The sequence below is a fragment of the Pseudomonas sp. URMO17WK12:I12 genome, assembly GCF_000514395.1.
Lineage (GTDB): Bacteria > Pseudomonadota > Gammaproteobacteria > Pseudomonadales > Pseudomonadaceae > Aquipseudomonas > Aquipseudomonas mucoides.
The window spans coordinates 261,807-278,089 of the sequence record NZ_AZVV01000011.1 but is presented as its reverse complement, the minus strand read 5'-3'; the positions used below and the strand labels follow the sequence as shown (position 1 = coordinate 278,089).

Here is a 16,283-nt window from a genome sequence, read left to right as displayed (position 1 = left end):
TGCGCAATCAGTTCTGGGAAGGGGTCATGCACGCGGCGTTCAACATGCCCACGCTGATGGCCACTGCCGCGACATAAATGCCCGCCGCGATTTCACCTTTCTTGATGCGTTCCGAGGTGCCTTTGAGCACCAGGCTGGTCATCAGGAACGCCAGCAGTTGCACGAATGCGGCAATGACTGCCCAGACGACGAAGTCGAGCAGGCTGATCGAGTAGGCAATCACATTGCTCGCTGGAATGGCGAAGCCAATGATCGCGCCACCCAGTGCAATCGCAGCCGCCACGTTGCCCGAACGGATCAGTTCGAACTCTTTGTGCGGTGTGATGCGGGTGTAGATGAACTGGAACAGTGCGAACAACACGGCGGCGCCGAGGATGTAAGACACAAACCCGAGCACGGCTGCCGGGTTCAGCGAGATGGAGAGTGCTTCTAGCATGGACGGCTTCCTTGTTAAAAAGTATTCAGGTCGGTGGTGTACAGCGAGACGCCCAGCGACGTGCTCAAGCTGATGGTGCCTTCGGCGTCTTCTTCGACGGAAAACAGCAGGAATTCCCGGCGATCGGTCAAGCCGGTTTCGCGGGCGTACAGCATCGAACGGTGCTCGATGCTGTAGCTGTCTTCCGGGTTTTTCAGCTGTTCGCTCAGTTCGACCAATTCCGTCTGACCGTTCTCGGTGCCCCATTCGCGGGTGTATTCGACGCCGTTATGGGTGTAGGTCGGCAACCCGATCAGGCTTTGCGGGCCGGCCAGCCGTCGCAGCTCTGCTTCGCTGCTGATGGTGATGTAACTGAGGTAATTGAACAGGATCACCGACTCGACCTGGCCGGCGATATCGCCGGTGGTGTGCACTTGCAGCCAATACTCTTCCTCGTTCATGTAATAACGCGACAGCCAGGTCGACTGCCCGAGATCAATGGTGCCGTTGCTCCAGATTTGCTGGGAGCCCGGGATCGTCACCGTGGAGTTGCCGTCGAGCAACAACTTCAGCGTCGTGTCGAACATCACCTCTTTGCCCAAGGCCAGGCCCAATGGGCCAGTGACGGGTGACGGCGTTGCGTTGGCAGTCCATTTCGACGGGGTGTTTGTGTTCGTGTTCGGAGCCTCAAGCCCCATCAACTGTTTAAACCATCCCATTGGAGATCTCCTTCAGGCGAGTGGAGGCAATGTAAAAGAGTTCGCCGCCCTGAACGCGCGTGGCACAGGGCGGGTTGATTGAAGGTTGCTGCGCGCCTTGGGCGCGATAGCCAATGAGCGTGGCGTTGTGGCGCTGTTTCATTTGCGCGTACAGATCGCCAAAAGTCGCCTCATAGGTGTCGGGCAGTTTCATCAGGTATTGAGTGGCGCCTTCACCCACGCACAGCAATTCGTTGATGACCACTGACGAGCCGGGGTCCTGGGAGGCGCGCACCAACATCTCGATGGCCATACTTGAAGTGCATTCCAGGCTGGGGGCGTAGGCGCTGGCGAGCGCGGCGATTTCACTTTCATTGAAGTGTGCGACCACATGCCCGACCGGGTTCAGTTGATTGATCGCCAGCACGGTGGCCAGGGTCAAATCGTCTGACGAGGTACGCACCAGCACGCGTTCGGCGCCGGGAACACCGGCACGCAGTAACAATGCCGCGGAAGACAGGCTTTCACCTTTGATGAAGTCCGCCTTGCCCGGCAGGGGGTTTTCTTCGAGGGTGCAATCGCAAATGACGATCAGGTTGTCGTTCGAGGTTTCGTCCGCCAGCAACAGTTCAATGACCCGTTCGCTGGACGCGCCTTCCCAGCCGATGAGCACGGTATGGCCGACCTTGCCGGTGAAATCGCCTTTACCCTTCATGCCTTTTCTCCATGCATCGATAACACTGCTGGTGGTTTTGCCGATGGCTGCCGTCAGCAGCGCAATGCCGCCGAGCATGACCCAGGTCGCCACGAAAATTCGCCCGGCCGATGTCTGTGGCGCGAGATCGCCATAGCCCACGGTCAGCGTGGTGGTGAGATAGAAGTAGGTGAACGTGGCGGGGGCGGTGAGGTGGTGTTCGCCCAGAAACACCAGGCCCAGCCAGGCTGTGCTCAGGTGTACGCCCAATGCAATCAATAGGCCCGCCCAGCCGAATCGGTGGAAGAGGGACGAAGCATACATGCGCACTAACAAAAAAATCGACATGGGGTCCCTGGCTCCGTGGGGGGTACTCGTTCCTGGCGATAGAGTCGCGTTGGCATTCGAGTGCTCAAGTGCGCTTACCGGGCGGCATTAAACCTGCTGCGCGGTGCAGATAACAGTACTTTGGCTGCGATAAATCCGGCGAAGGCCCCGAACAGATGCCCTTCGAAGGAAATGCCCCGGCGAGGCAGGAAGCCAAAGACCAGGCCGCCATACAACAGCGCCACGACGCCCGCCGTGAGTACATTGCCCCAGCTCTTCTGGAACCAGGCGCGCGACAGAATGTACGCCCACAGCCCGAACACCCAGCCGCTGGCACCAATGTGTACACCTGCAAAACCGAACAGCCAGACCAGCGAGCCGCCCAGCAGAATAATGATGGCGCTGACCGCCATGAACCGATTGAGCCCTTCGACCATCACCAGCGTTCCCAGAACCAAAAAGGCCACAAGGTTGGCGCTCAGGTGCGAGAAGGACGCATGTAAAAAAGGTGAAGTGACGATGCCGAGCAGTCCATGCACGGTTCGCGGGATCAGGCCGAATGCCATAAGGCTGTAGCCGGTCGCCGCGTTGATCACTTGCAGCGCGACCATGAAGATGGCCAGGCTGGCGATTAGCTTGAAACCCTTCAGGGCATCCATCCTTGACCTCGGTTCTACAAAAAATAAGGGCGATGAGTTCAGTCAGTTAAGGTAACCCACCTGTGGGAGCGAGCTTGTTCGCGATGGCGGTGGGTCAGCCAACATTGATGTTGAATGACATACCGCCATCGCGAGCAAGCTCGCTCCCACAAGGTGTTTGGTGTTGCCCCGACCGCTTTACTCGGCCGATTTTTGCTTCAGGCGTTCCAGGATCGCGTTGGCGCTGCCTTCGTTCGGCGTGATGCCGGCTTCGCGCAGTTTGCGTTCCAGGTCGGTACCGGTCGATGCGTCGGCCAGTTCGTCCTGAGCTTGCAGTTCAGCGGCACGTTGTTGCTGCTTGGCCTGCAAACGGTTCAGGGTGCCGACGGCAGTTTCCAGCTTGCCGTTGGCGCCGCCGCTGGCGATAGAGGCGCTGACCTGGGCTTTCTGCACGCTTTCGCGGGCCTTGGCCATGTCCACTTGCTGGCGCAGGCTCTTGATGCGGTTTTCGGCCTTGGTGATGTCTTTGCGCATGTTTTCCGCGTAACCGCCGAATTCGGTGGCCTGCTTTTGCTCGACATCGAGCTCATTGGTCAGGGTCGAAATCGCTTCGGCGACTTCCATCGCCAAGTCTTCACGGCCGGCGTTCAGGGCGGCAACAGCCTTGGATTCCAGGTCCTTGATTTTGGCGTTGTACTCGCTGACGCGGTCGGCCGACAGTTTGTGCTTGGCCATGATGGTGACCAGTTCACGCTTGGCGTTGGCCAGCGCGCTGTCAGCATCGCGAATTTCCTGGTCGAGGATGCGCAGGGCCTGCTGGTCGACGATGGCTTCGCCCACTTCAGTGGCGCCGCCGCGCAGTGCGGTGAACAACTTGCTCCAGATGGACTGAGTCATTGGATCTTCCTTTCCTGATAATTACTTGAAGAAGCGTTCGAAGGCTTCGATGGCACGCTGAACGTTGTCGACGAGGGTTTTCACCTCGGTCACCACGTTGGTCAGGCTGGAGTCGGAACTCAGCGCGCCAAACATGTTGTAAACGACCTGGCCGTTGGGCATGGACTCGATACCGATCGAGGACAGCGGGAACATTTCCCGGCTGCGCAGCACGGCATCGTTGAAGGCTGGCACGTCGCGGATGGACTCGACGTCGACCAGAACGGTGTCGACGATGATTTGCTCACCTGCCACGGCGATGTGAATCGGCAGTCCGCCAAACTCGTTCATCTCCAGCTTCAGGCTGGGTTCGGCGCTCTGGATCAGGGAGAGCGTGATCTCTTGCGAAGCCACCTCATCAAGGGCCTTGAGGGCGTTGTAGAGGCTATCGATGTTCCAGTTGTTGCCTGCGCTCATGTAATTCTCCGACATGAATGAGCCAGCCAGAATCGGTTGGCGTAGCTGTTGCTCCATCTGCTTGAGCAAGCTTCGGTTTTCGGGAAGCACCCAAGATTCGTGTTTCACATAACCGGCGGCTGCCAGGCCTGCGCGCATCTGCTTCATGTAGAAGCTCGATGGTTTTTTCGCGGACGGTTTCGAGCGGCTTTGCATGGCAGTGACTCCGTTGTGAAAATCTCACGCGTGAGAAACCCTACGCCCAATCCTAAACGTCATCAATGACTCACGCGTGAGTTTTTTCTGCCACGCGCCAAAAGGCCCGCTGCATGGCGGGCCCTGTGGTATTTCAAAGTGTTTCCCGACCGTTAATGAAGGTTGGGATGATCACATTTACCGCGTTTAATCACGCAGGAACTCATCGGTGGACACCACGTTGGCGTAGGCAAAGCCCAAAGCCGACATGAACGCCGCGTGAACATGGGCGGCCGGCACGGTCAGGCCGTTGAATTCCAGGTCACGGGTGGCACAGGCGTCATGAATCACCGTGACGTTGTAGCCAAAATCCGCCGCCGCGCGGGTGATGCCATCGATGCACATGTGGCTCATGCTACCGACCACCACCAACTCCTTGATCCCTTGTTCATCGAGGATCGATTTCAGCTCGGTTTCGCGGAACGAGTTGACGAAGTGCTTGAGGACCACGGGCTCATTGGCGAGGTTGAGCACGTTGGGGTGCAGCTTTGCGCCTTCGGAACCGGGGGTAAAGAACGGAGCCTCTTCGGAGGTGAATTCATGGCGAATGTGCACCACTGAATCACCAGCCTCACGAAAGGCCTTGAGTACACGAACGGCGTTATCTGCCGCGGCGTCAGCGCCGACCAGCGGCCACTTGCCTTGTGGGAAGTAGTCGTTTTGGATATCAACTACGATGAGCGCTTGCTTGGCCATAAGTGTTTCCTTGAAATGCTTGTTGGGTGTGGAACGAAGTATTGGGCCTGGCGGGCCGTCCGAGGATTGGCCGCACCGACAATAGAAGGGGGAAAACTGACAATGGACGCAGAAAGGGCAATCGCCGAACTGGGCGTGCTGATTTATCCCGGCGCGCAGATGGCGGCGGTGCATGGGCTGACGGACCTGTTCGACGTGGCTAACAGAATCGCCGCCGAGCATCAGTCGGCGCGGTTGCCGCTGTTGCGGGTCAGCCATTGGCAGGTTGAGGGCGATCAGGCCCCGGTTCGGGTCTACGACAGCCATCCGGCGCCGGACTCAGCCTTGGTGGCGGTGTTGATCCCGCCGTCGATCGCCAGTTTTTACGCCGGTCAGGTGCCGCAGGCATTGCTCCAGTGGGTTCGTCAGCAGCACGCGAACGGCGCGACCCTCGGTGGCGTCTGCGTGGGCTCGATTCTTTTGGCTGAAAGCGGCCTGCTCGATGGCCGCAGCGCCACCGCGCACTGGACCTCGGCCAAAGCCTTCGCCGAGCGTTACCCGGCGATCAAGCTCAAGGCTGATACGCCGATTGTCGACGACGGCGACTTGATCACCACGGCCGGACTGATGGCCTGGTCCGAGTTGGGGCTGCGCCTGGTGGACCGTTTGCTGGGGCCGAGCATTGCGACCGGCACCGCACGCTTTCTGGTGGTGGAACACAGTGACAGCGCGAGCGAGTGCGGCAGCAACTTTGCACCGATTCTCAGTCATGGCGACGCCTCGATTCTCAAGGTCCAGCATTGGCTGCAAAGTACCGGGGCGACCGATGTGTCGCTGACCGCCATGGCCGAGCGGGCCGGGCTGGAGGAGCGCACGTTCCTGCGTCGCTTCCGCGCGGCGACCGGGCTCAAACCGACCGAATACTGCCAGCACCTGCGGGTCGGCAAGGCCCGGGAAATGCTCGAGTTTACCAACGGCACCATTGATCACATTGCCTGGACCGTGGGGTATCAGGACCCGAGTGCGTTTCGGGCGACGTTCAAGAAAATTACCGGGCTGGCGCCGAGTGATTATCGAACGCGGTTTGGTGTGTCGCCGATGGCCGCAACTCCACGGTAGCCAGATCACTGCATAGCCTGTGGGAGCCGAGTTTGCTCGCGATTGCGCCATAACATTCAACACTGATGTGTCTGATACATCGCCATCGCGAGCAAGCTCGGCTCCCACAGGGCTATCGTGCAAAATGCAGGAGGTGAATCGACTGTCGTGCAGAATAAAACAGGCCTGATGCCATTACCCTTTTCACAACTATCTGATTTAACAGTTGTTTGCGGCGCCCACCGCTTGGCCTGATCTCTGCACCGTTCCCTCAACACTCATCAATCGCCATTTGAAGGGGGACGCATGACCCCAACAAGCCGCAAAAAACTGGTGGTCGCCCATTCCGTGGGCCCCGATGCGCCACAGCATGAAGTCGAAACCAATCGCGCCCTGGCCCGTTGGCTGGCGCAGATTCTGGGCCTTAAGTACGGCGGCAGTTTTGATCAGAAATTGCATGACGGCCGGGATCTCTACCTGCTGCCGACCCAGACCCTGGTAGGCGCCGCTGCCGCCCGGCAAATGGGCGTCAAAGGGCCGGAAGATTTGTGGGGCGGCTACGTCGACCACGATTTCATCTGCACCAAAGCCATCAGCCATGGTTTGCTCAACAAGAATGCTTATGCCCCACCAGGCTGGTCACCGCTGTTTTCCGAACGCGTGCGCAACGTGGTGCTGGATGGCCTCAGCGTGTTCTCCCTCGACGATGCGCGGCCCGCCGCCGAACAGTTGCTCTACAACGGCCCGATCCGGCTCAAGCCGGTGCATGCCTGCGCCGGACGGGGACAGGAAGTGATTGAAAGCCTCGACCAGTTCGACGCCATTCTCGCCAGACCTGATGCCAGCAAGCTGTTCGCCGAAGGCGTAGTGTTGGAGCAGGACCTGAGTGACGTGATTACCCACAGTGTCGGCCAGAGTTTTATCGGCGACACCGTGCTGAGTTACTGCGGTGATCAATACTTGATCGAAGACGGGCAGGGCGAGCGGGTGTACGGCGGCTCCAACCTGCTGGTGGTGCCGGGTTATTACGAGGACCTGCTCAAGCTGCCGTTGCCGGATGACGTGCGATTGGCGATCCGCCAAGCGCAAGTGTTTGACAGCGCCGCCGATGAGGCCTATCCCGGTTTCTATGCGTCACGGCGCAACTACGACATTGCTCAGGGGCTGGACAGTAACGGCAAGCCACGTAGCGGTGTGCTGGAGCAGTCCTGGCGCATGGGCGGTGCCAGCAGCGCGGAAGTGGCCGCGTTGCAGAGCTTCGTCAATGATCCGCGGATGCGCGCGATTCGTGTGTCATCCGTCGAAACCTACATCGATCAACCGCTGCCGGCGGACGCCATCGAGGTGTACCGCGGCCCCGCAGAAAACAGTGACTTTCTTCTCAAGTACGTAACGGTCAAATCCTATGACGGCTAGAAGTGAAACCATTCAGATCGACATCGACGATGAACAGATGAGCGGGACTTTTCTCAGCCCCAAATCCAAGGTTCCCGGCGTGCTGTTCGTGCACGGTTGGGGCGGTAGCCAGGAGCGGGATCTGGAGCGGGCCAAAGGCATCGCCGGTCTGGGGTGCGTGTGCCTGACGTTCGACTTGCGCGGTCACACCGGCGGCACCGGAATCCCGCTGACGCGCGTCACCCGTGAAGACAATTTGCGCGACCTGCTGGCGGCGTATGACCGGCTGCTCGCGCACCCGGCGCTCGACACCTCGGCCATCGCCGTGGTCGGCACCAGTTATGGCGGTTACCTGGCCGCGATACTGACGTCATTACGTCCGGTGCGTTGGCTGGCGCTGCGGGTGCCGGCGCTGTATCGCGACGATCAGTGGCACACACCCAAGCGTGAGCTGGACAAGACCGATCTGCGCGATTACCGCAGCACGTTGATCCGCGCCGACAGCAACCGGGCACTGCATGCCTGCTCGCAATTCACCGGTGATGTGCTGCTGGTTGAATCCGAGACTGACGACTATGTGCCCCACGCAGCCATCATGAGTTACCGCGCGGCGTGTCAGCAGACCCACTCGCTGACCCACCGGATTATCGACGGCGCCGATCACGCCTTGAGCGACCCGGTTTCGCAGCAGGCGTATACCTCGATTCTGGTGGACTGGATTACCGAGATGGTGGTGGGTGAGCGGTTGAGCATTATTCAATCCCGCTGAGAAATCTTCGCTGTTTTGGAGACCGTCATCGCGAGCAGGCCCACCCTACAGGTAGACCGCGATCCAAAATGTAAGAGTGAGTCTGCTCGCGATGGCGGCATCCGACTCCCCCCATACTCAAGAAGGTTTCTTCGAGATCCGCAACGACTTGGCCTTGGCCTCCACCACCAGATACATCACCAATGTAATCAATAACGGCAAGATGAAATAAATCGCCCGATACGCCAGCAACCCCGCCACCAGGCTCCCCCGCGAAACCTCATGTTGCAGCAGCGCCACAAACACCGCCTCCAGCACCCCAAGCCCTGCCGGGATATGCGTGATGACCCCGGCGATGGCGCTGATCAGCAGCACACCCAGCACCAGCGGATAGTCCAGCTTGCTCGGCAACAAAGTAAAAATCACCGCCGCCATCAACGACCAGTTCAGCGCCCCCAGTGCCAGTTGCAGCACCGCCATGCGCAGCGATGGCAGGTTGATTTCCACCCCGCGAATCGCCCATTCCCGACGCTTGGAAAACCGGCAGGCGACCAGGTAACCGGCACTCACCAACAGCAGCACCACACCGACGCCTTGCAATGCATCGCTGCTGAGTTTCCAGCCGGGCGGCATGCGCACCAGGCCGCTGCTGAACACGACGCCAGCAATCACCATGTAGCCAAACCAGTTGGTCGCGAGGCTCAAGCCGAGGATTTTCGCGATGTTGCCCTTGCTCACACCCAACCGTGAATACAGCCGATAGCGCATGGCGATGCCACCCACCCATGCACTCAGATTAAGGTTGAACGCATAGCTGATGATCCCCACCGGCAGGATCTGTTTCCACGTCAGGTCCTGGCGAATGTAGGTGCGGCCGATCAGGTCGAAACAGGCGTACACCAGAAAGCTCAACAGCGTCAGCCCCGAGGCGATGACCAGCGTGCGTACCTTGAAATCGGCCAGGGTGTCGAAGACTTCGTTCCATTCGAGACGCTGGGCGAGCATCGTCAGCAGGACAATCAGCGCCAGGAAAAACAGCAGGGTCAATGGCCGTTTCCAGCGGCTCCAGCGCGATTTCGCCGGGTGCCCGATGTGTGGGGTCGAATGAGCTTCAGCGCGGGACATGGTGATCGCTCCCGGTCGGCTGGCTGAAGGGCTTCAGGCGCGGCTTGTGGGCCGGCAGCCAACCTGCCCACGCGGGGAAATGCCGCAGGAAGTGAAACACCAGGAAGCCGACCGTCATGTGCCAGATGCGTCCGCGCGGGGCGTTGTCGACGGACATGGCTTTGCAGTGGTTGTCGCTCAGGTGTTCAAGGCGTTCGAACAGCGTGCGATTGAACGCACGGTCGCGGATCAACACATTGGCTTCCAGGTTCATGGACAGGCTCAACGGGTCGAGGTTGCTCGAACCGACGGTGCTCCAGTCCTCATCCACCAATGCGACTTTGCCGTGCAGCGGCCGCTCGCAATACTCGTGAATCTGCACGCCTGACTTGAGCAGATAGTCATAGGTCATGCGCGCCGCGAGCTTGGCCACCAGCATGTCCGGCTGCCCTTGCAGGATCAGCCGCACATCGACACCACGGCGCGCCGCGTTGCGGATCTCGCGCAGCAAGCGATAACCGGGAAAGAAGTAGGCGTTGGCGATCACCACCCGACGCTTGGCGCTGCGCAACACCAGCCGGTAAACCTCCTCGATGTCGGAGCGATGGTCGCCATTGTCGCGGTACACCAGCCGAACCTGACCGTCATGATCGTTGAAGGCCAATTCCGAGCGCCGCTGCCGGCGTCGTTGCCACCAGTATTTGGCACGGGCCGGGCGCCCGCATTGCAGCAGCGCAAAGTGATGAATGTCGGCCACCGCCGGGCCTTGCACTTCAACCGAGTAATCCTGTTTGGCCTCGGGGCCGAAGTCGCCCAGATGGTCGGCGGAAAAATTGATCCCGCCGATGAAGGCAATCGTGCCGTCGACCACCACGATCTTGCGGTGCAGCCGACGGAACCAGTTGGTGCGAATGCCCAGATGCTTTGGCGCCGGATCGAATATCTGGATGTGTACGCCGGCCTGGCTCAACGCCGCCAGGAACCCGGTGCTCAATTCGCCGCAGCCAAAGCCGTCGAGACTGGCGGTGACCCGCACGCCGCGCTGGGCCGCGTCGATCAGCACTTGCTGCAGCTCGTTGCCGACCTTGTCCTCGAACACGATGAAGGTTTCCAGGAGGATTTCCGTGGTGGCCTGACGCATGGCCTCGAACACTCTCGGGAAATACGCTTCACCGTTTTCCAGCAACTCGACCCGGTTGTTGCCTTGCCAGCCGTAGTCGACATTGACCACGCCGGGCTCACGGGTGGTCGGGGTTGTGGACAGGTGTTCCGCGCGGGTTTCTTCCATCGACGGGATGCTCATAGTTCGATCTCCACCGACAGCGGTGCGTGGTCGGAAAGGTGTGACCAGGGGCGCGCCGCCAACACCTGCGGACGACTGGCCTTGAGGTTGCGCACGTAGATGCGGTCCAGTCGAAGCGCCGGCATTCGCGCCGGAAAACTGCGCGCCGGTTTGCCGTGATGTTCGGCGAACACTTCACGCAGGCCACACGGCTTGAGCAGCACATCGGCGCGCTGACGCCAGTCATTGAAGTCCCCGGCCACGATCACCGGCGCATCGTCGGGCAACTCTGCGAGGCGTCGGCTCAACAGTTTTAGCTGTTCAGTGCGATGGGCTTCGCGCAGCCCCAGGTGCACGCAGATGGCGTGGATTTCCTGACCGTCACCGGGCAGGCGTAGCACGCAATGCAGAAGGCCGCGGTTTTCATGGCCGCTGATCGACACGTCCAGGTTGTCATGGCGAATGATCTGGAATTTCGACAGCAGCGCATTGCCGTGATCGCCCGCCGGGTAGACCGCGTTGCGGCCATAGGCGAACTGCGGCCACAACGTGTCGGCGAGGAATTCGTACTGCGGCATCGCCGGCCAGTTGCTGTAGCGCATCGGATGCTGCTCATGGGCGCCATGGACTTCCTGCAAAAACACCACGTCGGCGGACACGCTGCGCACCGCTTCACGCAACTCCGGCAGGATGAAACGCCGGTTCAGCGCGGTAAAACCTTTGTGCGTATTGACCGTCAGCACCGTGAAGCGGCGCACGGCGGTCAGGAGGGCGGACGGCTCATCCGCTGCGTCGAGCGGCTCGGGAATGTTCATGGCAGCACGCCTTCCGCTGCCGGCTCACCGGGGGCGGTGGCGAGTTCGTTGTCGAGGTGGAAGCGCTCGAGCAGGCGCCGCGCATCGAAGGGCGCACGGACCTTGATGTCGTTATCGAAATAACAGAACACCTCGCGGGATTTGCGGGCCTTGGGTTTCTGCCGAGGTGCGATCAATTGCGCGTCCGACGGTTGCTGGCCATGTACCCAGGCGTCGATCCGGTCGGCCCAGCGTTTCAGCGCCTGCGGGGGGTAGCCGCTGGCGTAGAGCTCTTCGGCACCGTGCAGGCGCAGGTAGACGAAATCGCTGGTGAGGTCTTCGCGGTACGGCCATTTACCCGCCGTATCGGCAATCACCAGCGCGGCGTTGTAGCGTTTGAGCAGACGGATGAACGCCGGGTCGACAAAGCTTTCGTTCCTGATTTCCACGGCATGCCGTACAGGTTTTTTCTTGTGCGCCGTGAGGCTGGCGTGGCCGTTCAGGTGCGAATCGTGCTGGCGGGCGAGGGTGGCTGCCTGCTGGGTGTCGTGGGGTAATTGTTCGAGGAAGCTTTCGAACACATCGGCGTCGAATTTGAAGTTGGGCGGGAATTGCCAGAGGATCGGCCCAAGCTTTTCCTTGAGCTCCAGCACCCCGGAGGCGAAAAAGTTTGCCAGTGGATGATGGACATCCCGCAGGCGTTTGATGTGGGTAATGAAACGCGGGCCTTTGACGCTGAAGACGAAACCCGGCGGGGTGTCGGCGTACCACTCGGCGTAACGTTCCGGCCGTTGCAAGGCGTAAAACGATCCATTGATTTCAATACTGTTGACTGCCCGCGACGCGAATTGCAATTCGCGTTTCTGGGTCAGCCCCTTTGGGTAGAAACTCCCCCGCCAAGGCGCATAACGCCAGCCTGAAATGCCGATATGAATCGCCGCCATGTCGCCTCCCGTCTGATGGTCCTCGGACAGCCCTGTCTTTGGATGACTGCCGGGCGGGAGAGAAAGTTTCGACGGGACTACGGACGGTACGGCACACACATATCCAATGTAGGAGTGAGCCTGCTCGCGATGACGGAGTGTCAGTCAACATTCACAGCGACTGATTCACCGCTATCGCGAGCAGGCTCACTCCTTCAGGTTAAATCAGTGCCCGGCGACGATTCGGGTTGAACCTTGATACACCGGCCCCAACCGATCAAGCCGACCGCTCCACGCCGTCAGCGCCAATGCCACCAACACCACCAGGCCACCGATCCACGCGGTATGAATCAACCCCAGGTGCGCAACAATCAAACCACCACCCCACGCACCTCCTGCAATACCGAGGTTGAACGCCGCAATGTTCAACCCCGAGGCGACATCCACCGCCTGCGGCGTGTGATGTTCGGCCTGACGCACCACATACACTTGCAGGCCCGGCACGTTGCCGAACGCGACGGCGCCCCACACCAGCACCGTGACCAGCGCCAGCCATGGATTGCCGGCAGTAAACGTCAACATGAACAGCACCGCCGCGAGCAAGGCGAAGATGATTTTCAGCGCGCTGATCGGGCCACGCGTGTCCGCCAGTTTGCCGCCCCAGATGTTCCCCACCGCCACCGAAACGCCGTAGACCAGCAGCACCAGGCTCACCGTGCCGGCACTAAAGCCGGAAATGTCCTGGAGAATCGGCGCCAGGAAGGTGAACGCGATGAACGAACCGCCATAACCCACCGCCGTCATGGCGTACACCAGCAGCAGGCGCGGTTGCTTGAGCACCTGCAATTGCTGCAACAGTGAAGCGGGTTTGCTGTGGGCGATGTTTTTCGGCACGTAGATCAGGCTGCCAATGAAGGCGATTACGCCCAAGGCCGACACCGCGAGGAAGGTTTCACGCCAGCCGAAATGCTGACCGATGAACGTCCCCAGCGGCACACCGGTGACCAGCGCCACGGTCAGGCCGGTGAACATGATGGCAATCGCACTGGCGGCTTTTTCCTTGGGCACCAGGCTGGTGGCGATGGTCGAGCCAATCGAGAAAAACACCCCGTGGGCCAGGCCAGTGACGATCCGCGCAATGATCAACGACTCGTAGCTCGGCGCTTGCCAGGCCAGCAAGTTGCCGAGGGTAAACAGCACCATCAGCGACAGCAGCAGCATTTTGCGCGGGACTTTGCCGGTCAGGGCCGTCAGTACCGGGGCGCCGATGGCCACGCCCAGGGCATAGAGGCTGACCAGCAGGCCGGCGGACGGCAGGCTGACGCCAAGGTCGGCGCCGATGGTGGGTAACAGGCCAACGATGACGAACTCGGTCGTCCCGATGGCGAAGGCGCTGAGGGTCAGCGCGAGCAAGGCAATGGGCATGACTGCAACTCCGGTGGGTTTGAGTGAATGGAGCGCAGTGTCGGGGTTCCGGTTGTGCGGAAAAATACAGGAGGGAGCATTTGATATTTGCGTTAAGGTCAAATATCGACAGTGCTCTACAGTTATTCGCGGGAGTGAGCTTGCTCCCACAGGGAATGGCCCCGTCCTTTATCCCGCGGCCAAAACCGAACTTACCCGCTATTTTCCGATCAGGTTCTTACAGACTTTTTCGACGGAGCTCCCCGTTTTGCTCAAGTTCAAAACTGCGATACCGCTGGCGCTACTTCTGTTCACATGCAGCCTCGGGCTGCAAGCGGCAACGCTGCCGGGCCTGCCGGCGACCAGCACCGCCGCGACGCCACCGGCTCAGCCGGAGCCACTGGTCCAGGGCGGTTTGCTCGGGGCAATCAGTTCGAGCATCGATGAGGTCGAGAGCAAACTTGATCTCAACGAAGACCTGGTCGACGCCTGGCGATTGCGCGCAGACCGAGCGGCGGACGAAGTGGATCAACTGGTCAATCATCCCTCGGCGCGTTCCAGTTGGAGCGTGATGGGGGATTTCCTGATTTTGTCCGGTGTATGGATGAGCGTTTTTGCGATGCTCTGGCTGCTCGGTGGAATGCTCGCCACGCGACTGAGCGAGCACCGCTTGCTGCTCACCCGTGAACGCGGCCAGGCCGTGCTCGGTTATCTGTTGCCATTCAGCCTGCCGGCGCTGATCAGCCTGCCGTTGACGATTGTCGTCAGCCACTACCTGCCGGTGTCTGCCGGTCGGGCGCTGGCGCTGTGTTTCGCCTACGCCACCAGCAGCGGCATTTTCGCCGCCTCGCTGGTGCTCACATTGGTGGTCCTGTTCAACACCGGGCACAAGCGCCGGGCGGTGCAGATTCTCCGCGATTACACCCCGCGCCCGCTGTTTGGCATCGGTTTTCTGGTCGCGCTCAGCGATGCCTTGACCAGCCCGCAGATCGCCCACCAATTGGGCAGCAACCTGACCAGCAGCATCGCGGTATTGACCGGGCTTGGGGCCTCGATTTCCTTTGGTCTGCTGGTGATCAAGATGCGCCGCCCGGTCGCGCACCTGATCCGCATTCTGCCGTTGGCGCAGCGCCTCAAGCAGCCGGCATTGCGCGAGACGCTGCGGATTTTTTCGGGGCTGTGGTATTGGCCGATTCTGTTGATGGTGATGGTCTCGGTCATGAACCTGATCAGCATCAGCGATGACAATCAGCAGGTGCTGCGCAGCGCGCTGTTCACCACCGTGTTGTTGATCGCCACGGTGTTTCTCAGCACGACGTTGCATCACTTGTTCAAGTCCCGCAGCGAGCAAGCGGCGCGCCGCAGCAATGCCTATAAAGAGCGATTTCTGAGCCTTTCACACGCCTTGCTGCGGATCAGCATGGCGATTGTGTTCATCGACATCCTGGGGCGTATCTGGGGCGTGTCACTCCTGGAATTCGCGATGAGCAACACGGTCGGACGCGCGATCAGTGATTCGCTGAGCCGCATCGGCCTGATCTTCCTCGTGACCTGGATGGTCTGGGTGGTGCTCGACACGGCGATTCAGGAAGCCCTGAAACCACCGGTCAACAAACGCTCCGCACGCCAGCCAAGCACGCGGGTGAAAACCATCCTGCCGCTGCTGCGCAATGCGATGAAAATCCTGCTGGTGGTGATCTGTGCGATCACCACCATGGCCAACCTGGGGATCAACGTCGCGCCGTTCCTGGCCGGTGCCGGGGTGGTGGGGCTGGCCATCGGTTTCGGTTCCCAGCAACTGGTGCAGGACGTCATCACCGGGCTGTTCATCATCATCGAAGACACCTTGTCGATCGGTGATTGGGTGGTGCTCGATTCCGGGCATGCGGGCACGGTCGAAGGCCTGACCATCCGCACCTTGCGCCTGCGTGACGGCAAGGGTTTTGTGCACTCGGTGCCGTTCGGCCAGATCAAGGCAGTGACCAATCAATCCCGGCAATTTGCTTACGCGTTCTTCTCGGTGCAGTTCACCTATGACACCGACGTCGACAAGGCGATCGAGTTGATCCGTGAGGCCGGGCATTCGATCAGCGACGACCCGTTTCTCAAGTACAACCTGCAAGGGCCGCTCGACGTCTTCGGGGTCGACAAAATGGACCTCAATGGCGTGGTGCTGACGGCGCAGTTCCGTACCGTGTCGGGGGGGCAATATGCGGTGAGCCGGGCGTTTAACCAGCGATTGAAAAAGCTTGTGGATAACAGTCCTTGGGTGCATTTCGCGCAGACTTATCCACAGCAGGTTTTTATGCCGCAGCGGCAGATGGATGGGGATGACGAATTGGCGCAGGAGCATTCGGCGGTGTTGCTGCCGGATCAGCCTAGAACTCAGTGATTTGTGTTGACGCTGATGGCCCTATCGCGAGCAAGCTCGCTCCCACAGGTTGTATGAACGACGCACATCCAATGTGGGAGCGAGCTTGCTCGCGATGAGGACCGCCCGG

The 16,283-nt window shown here is 60.2% G+C and carries 16 protein-coding genes; 4 read left to right on the top strand and 12 right to left on the bottom strand.

The window, feature by feature from the left end; translation table 11 throughout:
- Window positions 1–7 precede the first annotated feature (7 nt).
- From D882_RS0117065 to D882_RS0117035, 7 genes are all read right to left on the bottom strand, one after another.
- Window positions 8–436, bottom strand: a complete 429-nt coding sequence (locus D882_RS0117065; RefSeq protein ID WP_027924370.1) for a DUF350 domain-containing protein — start codon at window positions 434–436, stop codon at window positions 8–10.
- 14 nt (window positions 437–450) lie between these two features.
- Window positions 451–1,134 (bottom strand): DUF2491 family protein, encoded by a 684-nt coding sequence (locus D882_RS0117060; RefSeq protein ID WP_027924369.1) that lies wholly within the window; start codon window positions 1,132–1,134, stop codon window positions 451–453.
- Entirely contained in the window at window positions 1,121–2,155 is a 1,035-nt protein-coding gene (locus D882_RS0117055; protein WP_027924368.1) for an ion channel, read from the bottom strand. Before D882_RS0117055 ends, D882_RS0117060 begins: the two co-directional genes overlap by 14 nt.
- Window positions 2,156–2,229: 74 nt before the next feature.
- Complete coding sequence (locus tag D882_RS0117050) at window positions 2,230–2,793, bottom strand: rhomboid family intramembrane serine protease (RefSeq protein WP_027924367.1); 564 nt, start codon at window positions 2,791–2,793, stop codon at window positions 2,230–2,232.
- A gap of 177 nt (window positions 2,794–2,970) precedes the next feature.
- Window positions 2,971–3,669: a PspA/IM30 family protein gene (locus D882_RS0117045; RefSeq protein ID WP_027924366.1), complete on the bottom strand. Its 699-nt coding sequence runs from the start codon at window positions 3,667–3,669 to the stop codon at window positions 2,971–2,973.
- Window positions 3,670–3,690: 21 nt separating this feature from the next.
- Complete coding sequence (locus D882_RS0117040; protein ID WP_027924365.1) at window positions 3,691–4,272, bottom strand: YjfI family protein; 582 nt, start codon at window positions 4,270–4,272, stop codon at window positions 3,691–3,693.
- A 234-nt stretch (window positions 4,273–4,506) separates the two neighbouring features.
- Window positions 4,507–5,055 carry a cysteine hydrolase family protein gene (locus D882_RS0117035; protein WP_027924364.1) on the bottom strand — a complete coding sequence of 183 codons (549 nt, stop codon included), beginning with the start codon at window positions 5,053–5,055 and terminating at the stop codon, window positions 4,507–4,509.
- Between the two features lie 102 nt (window positions 5,056–5,157).
- Here D882_RS0117035 and D882_RS0117030 point away from each other — a divergent pair, with 102 nt between their 5' ends.
- From D882_RS0117030 to D882_RS0117020, 3 genes are all read left to right on the top strand, one after another.
- Window positions 5,158–6,153: a GlxA family transcriptional regulator gene (locus D882_RS0117030; RefSeq protein ID WP_027924363.1), complete on the top strand. Its 996-nt coding sequence runs from the start codon at window positions 5,158–5,160 to the stop codon at window positions 6,151–6,153.
- 285 nt (window positions 6,154–6,438) lie between these two features.
- The gene (locus D882_RS0117025) at window positions 6,439–7,548 is read left to right on the top strand and encodes a DUF3182 family protein (protein ID WP_027924362.1); all 1,110 of its coding nucleotides are present in this window, start codon (window positions 6,439–6,441) and stop codon (window positions 7,546–7,548) included.
- Window positions 7,538–8,296 (top strand): S9 family peptidase, encoded by a 759-nt coding sequence (locus tag D882_RS0117020; protein ID WP_027924361.1) that lies wholly within the window; start codon window positions 7,538–7,540, stop codon window positions 8,294–8,296. Before D882_RS0117025 ends, D882_RS0117020 begins: the two co-directional genes overlap by 11 nt.
- Window positions 8,297–8,413: 117 nt before the next feature.
- On the opposite strand, the gene D882_RS0117015 is transcribed toward D882_RS0117020, so the two are convergent.
- The 5 genes from D882_RS0117015 to D882_RS0116995 all read right to left on the bottom strand — a co-directional run bounded on the left by D882_RS0117015 (window position 8,414) and on the right by D882_RS0116995 (window position 13,803).
- On the bottom strand, window positions 8,414–9,400 hold the full coding sequence (locus D882_RS0117015) for a lysylphosphatidylglycerol synthase domain-containing protein (RefSeq protein ID WP_027924360.1): 987 nt from the start codon (window positions 9,398–9,400) through the stop codon (window positions 8,414–8,416).
- Window positions 9,387–10,682: a cardiolipin synthase ClsB gene (gene clsB / locus D882_RS0117010; protein ID WP_027924359.1), complete on the bottom strand. Its 1,296-nt coding sequence runs from the start codon at window positions 10,680–10,682 to the stop codon at window positions 9,387–9,389. The genes D882_RS0117015 and clsB overlap by 14 nt, the downstream gene beginning before the upstream one ends.
- Window positions 10,679–11,476: an endonuclease/exonuclease/phosphatase family protein gene (locus D882_RS0117005; protein WP_027924358.1), complete on the bottom strand. Its 798-nt coding sequence runs from the start codon at window positions 11,474–11,476 to the stop codon at window positions 10,679–10,681. The genes clsB and D882_RS0117005 overlap by 4 nt, the downstream gene beginning before the upstream one ends.
- On the bottom strand, window positions 11,473–12,399 hold the full coding sequence (locus D882_RS0117000; RefSeq protein WP_027924357.1) for a DUF72 domain-containing protein: 927 nt from the start codon (window positions 12,397–12,399) through the stop codon (window positions 11,473–11,475). Before D882_RS0117000 ends, D882_RS0117005 begins: the two co-directional genes overlap by 4 nt.
- A gap of 204 nt (window positions 12,400–12,603) precedes the next feature.
- Window positions 12,604–13,803, bottom strand: a complete 1,200-nt coding sequence (locus D882_RS0116995) for an MFS transporter (protein ID WP_027924356.1) — start codon at window positions 13,801–13,803, stop codon at window positions 12,604–12,606.
- Between the two features lie 247 nt (window positions 13,804–14,050).
- Here D882_RS0116995 and D882_RS0116990 point away from each other — a divergent pair, with 247 nt between their 5' ends.
- On the top strand, window positions 14,051–16,174 hold the full coding sequence (locus tag D882_RS0116990) for a mechanosensitive ion channel family protein (protein ID WP_027924355.1): 2,124 nt from the start codon (window positions 14,051–14,053) through the stop codon (window positions 16,172–16,174).
- Window positions 16,175–16,283 lie beyond the last annotated feature (109 nt).

Excerpts from the sequence above, each read along its gene's own strand:
- D882_RS0117065 (WP_027924370.1), bottom strand. The coding sequence starts at position 436 with ATGCTAGAAGCACTCTCCATCTCGCTGAACCCGGCAGCCGTGCTCGGG.
- D882_RS0117060 (WP_027924369.1), bottom strand. The coding sequence starts at position 1,134 with ATGGGATGGTTTAAACAGTTGATGGGGCTTGAGGCTCCGAACACGAAC.
- D882_RS0117055 (WP_027924368.1), bottom strand. The coding sequence starts at position 2,155 with ATGTCGATTTTTTTGTTAGTGCGCATGTATGCTTCGTCCCTCTTCCAC.
- D882_RS0117050 (WP_027924367.1), bottom strand. The coding sequence starts at position 2,793 with ATGGATGCCCTGAAGGGTTTCAAGCTAATCGCCAGCCTGGCCATCTTC.
- D882_RS0117045 (WP_027924366.1), bottom strand. The coding sequence starts at position 3,669 with ATGACTCAGTCCATCTGGAGCAAGTTGTTCACCGCACTGCGCGGCGGC.
- D882_RS0117040 (WP_027924365.1), bottom strand. The coding sequence starts at position 4,272 with ATGAAGCAGATGCGCGCAGGCCTGGCAGCCGCCGGTTATGTGAAACAC.
- D882_RS0117035 (WP_027924364.1), bottom strand. The coding sequence starts at position 5,055 with ATGGCCAAGCAAGCGCTCATCGTAGTTGATATCCAAAACGACTACTTC.
- D882_RS0117030 (WP_027924363.1), top strand. The coding sequence starts at position 5,158 with ATGGACGCAGAAAGGGCAATCGCCGAACTGGGCGTGCTGATTTATCCC.
- D882_RS0117025 (WP_027924362.1), top strand. The coding sequence starts at position 6,439 with ATGACCCCAACAAGCCGCAAAAAACTGGTGGTCGCCCATTCCGTGGGC.
- D882_RS0117020 (WP_027924361.1), top strand. The coding sequence starts at position 7,538 with ATGACGGCTAGAAGTGAAACCATTCAGATCGACATCGACGATGAACAG.
- D882_RS0117015 (WP_027924360.1), bottom strand. The coding sequence starts at position 9,400 with ATGTCCCGCGCTGAAGCTCATTCGACCCCACACATCGGGCACCCGGCG.
- clsB (WP_027924359.1), bottom strand. The coding sequence starts at position 10,682 with ATGAGCATCCCGTCGATGGAAGAAACCCGCGCGGAACACCTGTCCACA.
- D882_RS0117005 (WP_027924358.1), bottom strand. The coding sequence starts at position 11,476 with ATGAACATTCCCGAGCCGCTCGACGCAGCGGATGAGCCGTCCGCCCTC.
- D882_RS0117000 (WP_027924357.1), bottom strand. The coding sequence starts at position 12,399 with ATGGCGGCGATTCATATCGGCATTTCAGGCTGGCGTTATGCGCCTTGG.
- D882_RS0116995 (WP_027924356.1), bottom strand. The coding sequence starts at position 13,803 with ATGCCCATTGCCTTGCTCGCGCTGACCCTCAGCGCCTTCGCCATCGGG.